The sequence below is a fragment of the Sodalis-like endosymbiont of Proechinophthirus fluctus genome, assembly GCF_001602625.1.
GTDB lineage: Bacteria > Pseudomonadota > Gammaproteobacteria > Enterobacterales > Enterobacteriaceae.
The window spans coordinates 9,957-18,765 of the sequence record NZ_LECR01000010.1 but is presented as its reverse complement, the minus strand read 5'-3'; the positions used below and the strand labels follow the sequence as shown (position 1 = coordinate 18,765).

The following is an 8,809-nucleotide window of genomic DNA, read 5'->3' as shown; positions in this document are numbered from 1 at the left end:
GCTGATTGATATTATCGATTACCACCTGCTGCTGATCGTGGCCGTACACCACGGCGCCCAGCATTTGATCTTCGCTTAACAGCTGCGCTTCGGATTCCACCATCAGCACCGCATTCTGGGTACCGGACACTACTAGATCCAGGCGGCTATCGACCAGCTCATCCTGGGTCGGGTTCAGCACGTACTGGTCGTTAATGTAGCCCACGCGTGCGGCGCCGATAGGGCCGCTGAACGGAATACCAGACAGGCTCAGCGCGGCAGAAGTGCCAATCATCGCCACGATATCTGGGCTTACCTGTGGATTAACTGACACCACGGTAGCGATAACCTGCACTTCGTTCAGAAAACCTTCCGGGAACAGCGGACGGATAGGACGGTCAATCAGACGCGAAATCAGTGTTTCGCCTTCGCTCGGACGGCCTTCACGTCGGAAGAACCCGCCCGGGAAACGACCCGCGGCGTAAGTCCGCTCCTGATAGTTGACGGTAAGCGGGAAGAAGATCTGTCCCGGTTTTGCTTGTTTGGCGCCCACAACGGTCACAAACACTGCCGTGTCGTCCATGCTTACCATGACTGCGGCAGTCGCCTGACGGGCCATCATACCGGTTTCTATCGTGACGGTATGTTTACCGTATTGAAACTTGCGAACAATCGGATTTAGCAAAATAATTTCCTTTTTCAAAGTACGCGGCGCTCTCAAACCAACCGCCCACCGTTGATGAACAACCTCTTATCATCATATCCTCACGACTAATGATAATCTTTATCCCGTGGAATAAAGCCTCCTATTAGCCGCGTGAACCTCAGCAATGGAATAATATACTAGCGTCCATCGCGCCGTGGGCGGAAGTATTCTCCGTCCTGGAGTGAGCGCTGCTGCCTAGAAGAAAGGGGCCTTATAAGGCCCCTTTCTTATAAAACTATCTCTAGCTTAGCGACGCAGACCCAGGCATTCGATAAGACTAGTGTAACGCGCTACATCTTTGCCCTTCAGGTAGTCGAGCAGCTTACGACGCTGTGAAACCATGCGTAGAAGACCACGGCGGCTGTGGTGATCCTTTTTGTGTTCTGCAAAATGGCCCTGCAGATGGCTAATCTGAGCGGTTAAAAGAGCAACTTGAACTTCAGTAGAACCACTGTCTTTAGCATCATGGCCGAAATCAGAAACAATTTTCGCTTTCGCTTCAACACCTAGAGACATTATAATACTCCAAAATGATTGTGAAATAGATGGGCGACGATCCCTAATTCAGCCACCTTCTCCATAAGCCGCGCCATTCTACTCCCAACCACTGCTGATCGCAAGGCGATTACATGATCAGGCACGCGGTTCCGCTATCAGGCGGCGCGGCGTCAGCCATCCTGGCACGGCAATTTCGCCGATGCCGATAAAGCTCCCGTCGTCCCCCTCGGTCAGACGTACCAGACCAGCCTGCAGCTGCGCTGTAACCGCTATCGTTTGCCCGAGCCATACCCGCGTAGCGATATCAGACGACAAATTAACCACTGGCATATCCGCTACCGCGCTGTCTATCGGCAACAGCAACGCATCCAGCTGTGCTAGGGTTTCCGGCGCCTCCGGCCTGGCGGTGGCAATAGCCTGCAGCTCCGCAAGCGTTACCATACGCTCAGTGGGGTAGCAGGAGACTGCCAGCCGACGCAGCGCCGTGACGTGTGCGCCACAGCCGAGACTTTCACCTAAATCGTCGATAATGGTACGAATATAGGTGCCTTTGGAGCAATGAATTTCTAGTTCCACCTCTGTCAGATCCCAGTGGTGTAACTGCAAATCGTATACGTGGATAGAGCGCGCCTTGCGTTCTACCGTAACGCCTTTGCGCGCGTACTCATACAGCGGACGCCCCTGGTGCTTCAGCGCCGAAAACATCGACGGCACCTGGCTGCTTTCGCCGCGGAAGTAGTTCAGCGCCGCCTCTAGCCGCGCCTGGTCCAGCGATACTGGCCGAACGCTGACCGTCTGACCCTCGGCATCGGAGGTATCGGTACGCTCGCCGAACCGAGCGGTCACCCGGTAGCGTTTATCGGCCTCCAGCAGATGCTGGGAAAACTTGGTCGCTTCGCCCAGGCAGACGGGCAGCATGCCGGTCGCTAGCGGATCCAACGCACCGGTATGCCCAGCTCTGTTGGCGAGAAATAGCCGTTTCACCTTTTGCAACAGATCATTGGACGAAAGGCCGAGCGGTTTATCCAGCAAGACGATACCGTCGATATCACGGCCACGGCGACTTGGACGGCTCATCAATCTTCCTTATCCGCTGCTTTCATCGTCCGCCTGACCTGTGCCGCGGCACAGGCGATCGTTTTGTAAGACCTGGCTGACCAGGTTAGCCATCCGCATGCCTTCCACCAGAGAATTATCGTAGGCGAACGTCAGCTCCGGCACTACACGTAAGCGCATGGCTTTTCCCAGCAGGCTACGAATAAAACCCGCCGCATCCTGGAGTGCCTGGACGCCGGTTTTTACCTGTTCGGAGGTATTGTCACTCAAAAAAGTGACGAACACTTTAGCATAAGCCAGATCGCGTGAGACATCAACACCGGACACCGTCGCCATGCCGACGCGAGGATCTTTGATTTCGCGCTGCAGGATGATGGCGATTTCCTTTTGCATCTCCTGCGCGACGCGTTGGGTGCGGCTATATTCTTTGGCCATGGTAAATTCTCCAGACAAGCAGGGGGGCGACGCTCCGCGCCCTCTCTGTTATATGGGCTGATGATAACGCGTTATCAGGAAATGATACGCTGGATCTCGATGGTTTCAAAGACTTCGATCACGTCGCCTGAGCGCACGTCGTTGTAGTTCTTCACACCTATGCCACACTCCATGCCATTACGCACTTCGTTGACGTCATCTTTAAAGCGGCGCAGAGATTCCAGCTCACCTTCGTAGATCACCACGTTTTCACGCAGCACACGGATTTTGTTATGACGCTTCACCACGCCTTCCATCACCATACAGCCGGCGATAGCGCTGAATTTCGGTGAACGGAACACATCACGCACTTCCGCCAGGCCGATGATTTCCTGTTTGTATTCTGGTGCCAGCATGCCGCTCATCGCCTGTTTGACTTCATCGATCAAATCATAGATGACCGAGTAATAGCGCAGATCCAGGTTCTCTGCTTCGATGATGCGGCGAGCGGATGCATCGGCACGCACGTTAAAGCCTAGCAGAATGGCGTTGGAAGCTGCCGCCAGCGTCGCGTCGGTCTCAGTAATACCGCCCACGCCCGCGCCGACAATCCTTACCTTCACCTCGTCTCTGGACAAATTCTCCAGCGCGTCGATGATGGCTTCGGTGGAACCCTGTACGTCAGACTTTAGCATGATGTTCAGCTCAGATACTTCACCTTCGGTCATATTAGCGAACATGTTTTCCAGGTTGGACTTCTGTTGGCGCGCCAGTTTGACTTCGCGGAACTTACCTTGACGATACAGTGCAACTTCACGAGCTTTCTTCTCGTCGCGCACCACCATCGCTTCATCACCGGCGGCCGGCACCCCGGACAGACCAAGGATCTCGACCGGTATCGACGGGCCGGCAGAAGTCACATCAAGGCCTACTTCATCGAGCATGGCGCGCACGCGGCCGTACTCAAAACCGCATAGGACAACGTCACCCCGATTCAGGGTACCTTCACGTACCAGCACGGTCGCGACCGGGCCACGGCCCTTGTCCAGGAAGGATTCGATGACGATACCGCTGGCCATGCCGTTGCGGATCGCTTTCAGCTCCAGAACTTCTGCCTGTAGTAAGATGGCGTCCAGCAGTTCGTCAATACCCTCGCCAGATTTAGCGGAAACATGCACGAACTGGCTTTCACCGCCCCACTCTTCTGGAATGACATCGTATTTGGTCAGTTCATTCTTTACCCGATCCGGATCTGCTTCCAGCTTATCGATCTTGTTAACCGCTACCACTACCGGTACTTTGGCCGCTTTGGCATGCTGGATAGCTTCGATAGTCTGCGGCATCACGCCGTCATCGGCAGCCACCACCAGCACCACGATATCCGTCGCCTGCGCACCGCGGGCGCGCATTGCGGTAAAAGCCGCATGCCCTGGGGTATCAAGGAAGGTTATCATGCCGTTATCGGTTTCCACATGATAGGCGCCGATATGCTGGGTAATGCCTCCGGCCTCGCCTGCTGCCACCTTGGTAGAGCGGATATAGTCCAGGAGCGAGGTTTTACCGTGGTCGACGTGGCCCATGATTGTCACTACCGGTGCGCGGGATTCCGCGGTGGCGGAGCTTCCAGTATCGCGATCGGACATCACCGACTCTTCCAGCTCGTTCTCACGGCGCAAAACTACCTTGTGGCCCATCTCTTCCGCCACCAGTTGCGCGGTTTCCTGATCGATCACCTGGTTGATGGTCGCCATAGCGCCCATCTTCATCATTGCTTTAATGACTTGAGAGCCTTTCACCGCCATTTTGTTGGCCAATTCCGCTACGGTGATGGTTTCGCCGATGATCACATTACGGTTCACCGCTTGTGCTGGTTTGTTAAAGCCCTGCATTAAGGTGCTAGGTTTACGCTTGCTCTTGCTGCCACGACCCACGGCGCGAGCTTCTTCGCGATCAGCCTTTGATTCAGACAAACGGCTGGTCTTCTTCTGCTTAGTAGTTTTACCACCTCGGGCGCGGCTGCGACGATCACCTTCCACTTTACGATCGTTTTCATCTTCAGCTTCCCGGGCGTGATGGGAGGTCGTGACGTGGTAATCGGTGATATCTTCCTCCGCTGGCTCAGGCGCGTTATCCCAGGTACCGCCGCGTTCTTCGGCTATACGACGCACTTCTTCCACGACCTGGCGAGCCTTTTCTTCGACTTTGCGACGCATTTCCTCTTCTGCTTTGCGTCTTAGCTCCGCGGATTTGGCTTCACGGCGAGCTTTTTCAGCCGCCTGTGGTGACTTGGTCATAGTGTTGGTCTGCTGGTTAGTCAATTTATCACTTTCCGCTGCCATACGTTTCGCTTGTTCATCGGTCTCACGCTTGGCCTTCTCTTCGGCCACGCGTTTTGCCTTTTCTTCGGCGTCACGTTGGGCTTGCTGCTGAGCCAGCACTTCCGCTTCGTGACGGGCCTGTTCTTCCGCTTCAGCCCGCTCTTGCGCCTGTAGATCGCGTTGCACATAGGTGCACTTCTTGCGCACTTCGATTTGCACCGACTTACTTTTACCTCCGGTGCTGGGAATATTCAAGGTGCTGCGCGTTTTGCGCTGCAAAGTTAATTTATTGGGCGGCGCTCCGCGATCGCGGTTCAGGTAAGCCAGTAAGGTTTCTTTTTCCTGCTGGGTCACAGAATCTACTGCGGTTTTATCAATACCTGCATCAGCAAATTGCTGTACCAGGCGATCGACCGAAGTCTGTATTTCTGCGGCGAGCGATCTTATAGTTACATCTGTCATGCTGTTCCTTTCCTGCTACAGTTTATTACGCGTTGTCGCCAAACCAGCAAATATTGCGCGCGGCCATAATCAGCTCGCCGGCTTTTTCACTACCCAGCCCTTCAATATCTGATAGGTCGTCGACACCCTGTTCGGCAAGATCTTCCAGCCTACAAATACCACGCGCTGCCAGCTTGAACGCCATGTCGTGCTCAAGTTCAGGAAGACCCAACAGGTCTTCATCCGGTACGCCCACGCCGCGATTCTCTTCCTGTGCTAGGGCAATCGTGGTCAGCGCATTCTTCGCCCGTTCACGCAGCGCTTCCACCGTTTCTTCATCGAGCCCTTCAATTTCCAGCAGTTCATTTATCGGTACGTAGGCCAGTTCCTCAAGAGAGGAGAAACCTTCCTCCACCAATACCGTAGCGAACTCTTCATCGATATACAGATTGCGGGTAAAGGTATCTATGGTCGCATGGTCTTCAGCCTGATGTTTTGCTTGCAGATCCTCTACCGTCATTACGTTCAGCTCCCAGCCGCTAAGCTGAGAAGCCAGCCGGACGTTTTGTCCGTTGCGGCCGATAGACTGGGCAAGATTGCCTGCTTCTACCGCGATATCCATGGTGTGTTTGTCCTCGTCCACCACGATGGAAGAGACATCGGCAGGGGCCATGGCGTTAATAACGAACTGGGCTGGGTTGTCATCCCATAGCACGATATCGATGCGTTCACCGCCCAATTCGCTGGACACAGCCTGGACGCGGGCGCCGCGCATGCCAACGCAGGCGCCGACAGGATCAATACGTTTGTCATTGGTCTTCACTGCGATTTTCGCCCGTGAGCCAGGATCGCGTGCGGTAGCCTTGATTTCAATCACTTCTTCGCCGATTTCTGGCACTTCAATGCGGAATAGCTCTACCAGCATCTCCGGCCGCGACCGGCTGACAAACAGCTGCGCCCCGCGGGCTTCCGGACGCACAGAATATAATACGCCGCGAATACGGTCGCCGGGACGGAAGTTTTCACGCGGCAGCATATCTTCGCGGCCGATCACCGCTTCGGCATTGCTGCCCAAATCCAGACTGATACTGTCCCGGTTAACTTTTTTCACCACGCCGGTAACTATCTCACCTTCATGACTTCGGAACTGATCGACCACCATCGCTCGCTCGGCTTCACGCACTTTTTGGACGATAACTTGCTTGGCGGTCTGGGTAGTAATACGATCAAACACCACCGATTCAATTTTATCTTCGATGTAGTCACCAAGCTGTGCTTCAGGGTCGTCAAGCTGTGCTGCATCCAGGGTGATTTCACGGGTGGGCTGGGTCACTTCATCCACGATGAGCCAACGGCGAAAGGTATCGAAATACCCTGACTTACGGTTGATGTTGACGCGAACTTCGATTTCCTGTTCGTATTTTTTCTTCGTTGCCGTGGCCAGTGCCGTCTCTAGCGCCTCGAAAATCTTTTCTCGAGGGACGGCTTTCTCGTTGGACACTGCCTCAACAACAGCCAGAATTTCTTTATTCATCCTAGTTGCCTCAGTAAAACGTTAAAAGCGGGGTACCAGGTTCGCTTTCTGGATATTGTTCAAAGCGAACACTTCATCTTTTCCTTCCACCATCACGGTGATTATGTCACCATCAACCGCTTTGATGATCCCCTGCCATTTACGGCGATTTTTCACCGCGATATGGAGTGCTACGCTGACGTAGCTACCGGTAAATTGGCGATAATGTGCGGCGGTAAACAGCGGACGGTCCAGGCCCGGTGATGAGACTTCAAGGCTATAGTCCACGGAGATAAGGTCTTCGACGTCCAGTACTGCGCTGATCTGGTGGCTTACATCAGCACAATCATCAATGGTGATGCCCTCGTCACTATCGATATAAATGCGCAGCGTCGACTTGCGGCCACGAATAAATTTAATAACTACTAGCTCGAATCCCAGGGCTTCCACGGGTGCCTTGATCATCTCTGTCAATTTTTGTTCCAATGTGGACAAAGCTACCCCCATGACATAAAAAAAGGGCTTATTAGCCCGGTATTACTGCAGTGAAATAACAAAAAGCCCCGAAAATCCGGGGCGCTAAGTGACTGGACCCTGTAAACAGCAGGCGGGTTTGAAACCATTCCAGAAGAATCATTTTTCGAAACTCCTGTGAGGATAAACACAACGCCTACAAAACAGCATATTTGAAAAAGTGCTCTAAGGGAATGTGGTTGCGGGGGCCGGATTTGAACCGACGACCTTCGGGTTATGAGCCCGACGAGCTACCATACTGCTCCACCCCGCGTATGAAAACACTGTAAATACTACGCTGGTAACCCTGAAAAAGCAAGTTATCTCTAGGGATTGGTACCGAGGACGGGACTTGAACCCGTAAGCCCAATCGGGCACTACCACCTCAAGGTAGAGTGTCTACCAATTCCACCACCTCGGCACTTTCTATCGGCCCTCACACCGCTGTTTCATTACCCTAGCATGGCAATGCTTAACGCTTACTGTGGAATATTGTTACCCGGTTTTGCCGGCGCTCCGACTAGTGCCTTATCCGCCTGCTGAGCCTGGCTCAAATTATCCCACTGGGTGCCTTTGTTGATCATGATTGTGCTCAGATTGCCTAGCACCAGGCTGAGAACGAAAAACAGCGCCGCCAGCATGGCCGTCATACAGGTCATGAAGTTACCGGAACCGCTTGAACCGAACAGGGTGCCAGAGGCACCTGCACCGAACGAGACTCCCATATCAGCACCTTTACCTTGTTGCAGCATGATCAGCGCAACTAGGCTGACTGCTACCAATAGGAATATAACTAACAGAATTTGGTACATAATCTTTCAGTATCCTCATAGCTACCACTACACTTTAAGCTGTTGCAACCCACAACATGGCACCTAGCTTCACCGACTAAAGCGGGTATGAATATTAACCAAGGCACCTCTTACGTGCAAGGGTATTTTACGGCTGGCTGACCGTTTTCGAAAAAAATGCCAATAGCGTTCGCTACTTAGACGTCGGTGCTAGTCTATAGGATAGGGCCTGCGTTAAAGCCGCAGCGGGCGCTGATGCCTTGCTTAATGACGGTGAAAACCGCCGCCTTTCGCAGGCCAGCCGCCAGCGTTGCGTCACCACGTATGTCCCAGACTGCAGCATTAATCGCATCAACACTAAAAAATCTTACGCACCAGCTTGCGGCTTTCACGGCATCCCCGCATCAGAAACCCTGTGTCTTAGACCGCAGCTTTCACGGCATCCGCAATCTTGTGTGCCAGCCGGCTGATCTGCTCGGTATCATCTCCTTCCACCATGACGCGAATCATGGGCTCGGTACCCGACTTGCGCAACAGCACCCGCCCACGCCCGGCCAGCTTCTGCTCCACCTCAGATGTG

7 protein-coding genes, 2 tRNA genes and 2 pseudogenes are annotated in these 8,809 nt (G+C 53.7%); all 11 read right to left on the bottom strand.

The genetic code is table 11. From position 1 onward, the window contains the following. Positions 1–664, bottom strand: a pseudogene (locus tag BG74_RS15690) (polyribonucleotide nucleotidyltransferase); the annotation flags it as partial. Positions 665–931: 267 nt separating this feature from the next. Continuing rightward, positions 932–1,201: a 30S ribosomal protein S15 gene (gene rpsO / locus BG74_RS01245; protein ID WP_066595977.1), complete on the bottom strand. Its 270-nt coding sequence runs from the start codon at positions 1,199–1,201 to the stop codon at positions 932–934. Between the two features lie 117 nt (positions 1,202–1,318). Beyond that, on the bottom strand, positions 1,319–2,260 hold the full coding sequence (gene truB, locus BG74_RS01240) for a tRNA pseudouridine(55) synthase TruB (protein WP_066595964.1): 942 nt from the start codon (positions 2,258–2,260) through the stop codon (positions 1,319–1,321). A gap of 9 nt (positions 2,261–2,269) precedes the next feature. Continuing rightward, positions 2,270–2,674: a 30S ribosome-binding factor RbfA gene (gene rbfA / locus BG74_RS01235; RefSeq protein WP_066595959.1), complete on the bottom strand. Its 405-nt coding sequence runs from the start codon at positions 2,672–2,674 to the stop codon at positions 2,270–2,272. 74 nt (positions 2,675–2,748) lie between these two features. Then, positions 2,749–5,433 (bottom strand): translation initiation factor IF-2, encoded by a 2,685-nt coding sequence (infB, locus tag BG74_RS01230; RefSeq protein ID WP_066595956.1) that lies wholly within the window; start codon positions 5,431–5,433, stop codon positions 2,749–2,751. A 25-nt stretch (positions 5,434–5,458) separates the two neighbouring features. Then, positions 5,459–6,946 (bottom strand): transcription termination factor NusA, encoded by a 1,488-nt coding sequence (gene nusA / locus BG74_RS01225; protein ID WP_066595954.1) that lies wholly within the window; start codon positions 6,944–6,946, stop codon positions 5,459–5,461. A 21-nt stretch (positions 6,947–6,967) separates the two neighbouring features. Further along, positions 6,968–7,420, bottom strand: a complete 453-nt coding sequence (gene rimP / locus BG74_RS01220; RefSeq protein WP_066596074.1) for a ribosome maturation factor RimP — start codon at positions 7,418–7,420, stop codon at positions 6,968–6,970. A 215-nt stretch (positions 7,421–7,635) separates the two neighbouring features. After that, positions 7,636–7,712: transfer RNA gene (locus tag BG74_RS01215), tRNA-Met, on the bottom strand. Between the two features lie 60 nt (positions 7,713–7,772). Continuing rightward, positions 7,773–7,859 (bottom strand) — tRNA-Leu (locus tag BG74_RS01210). Between the two features lie 58 nt (positions 7,860–7,917). Continuing rightward, a complete protein-coding gene (gene secG / locus BG74_RS01205; protein WP_066595951.1) occupies positions 7,918–8,250 on the bottom strand; it encodes a preprotein translocase subunit SecG in 333 nt (110 codons plus the stop codon). Between the two features lie 399 nt (positions 8,251–8,649). Continuing rightward, positions 8,650–8,809 (bottom strand): annotated as a pseudogene (gene glmM, locus BG74_RS15685) (phosphoglucosamine mutase); the annotation flags it as partial.

What these genes read in the sequence shown, in the direction of transcription:
- rpsO (WP_066595977.1), bottom strand. Translation starts at nt 1,201, where the DNA reads ATGTCTCTAGGTGTTGAAGCGAAAGCGAAAATTGTTTCTGATTTCGGC.
- secG (WP_066595951.1), bottom strand. Translation starts at nt 8,250, where the DNA reads ATGTACCAAATTCTGTTAGTTATATTCCTATTGGTAGCAGTCAGCCTA.
- rbfA (WP_066595959.1), bottom strand. Translation starts at nt 2,674, where the DNA reads ATGGCCAAAGAATATAGCCGCACCCAACGCGTCGCGCAGGAGATGCAA.
- nusA (WP_066595954.1), bottom strand. Translation starts at nt 6,946, where the DNA reads ATGAATAAAGAAATTCTGGCTGTTGTTGAGGCAGTGTCCAACGAGAAA.
- truB (WP_066595964.1), bottom strand. Translation starts at nt 2,260, where the DNA reads ATGAGCCGTCCAAGTCGCCGTGGCCGTGATATCGACGGTATCGTCTTG.
- infB (WP_066595956.1), bottom strand. Translation starts at nt 5,433, where the DNA reads ATGACAGATGTAACTATAAGATCGCTCGCCGCAGAAATACAGACTTCG.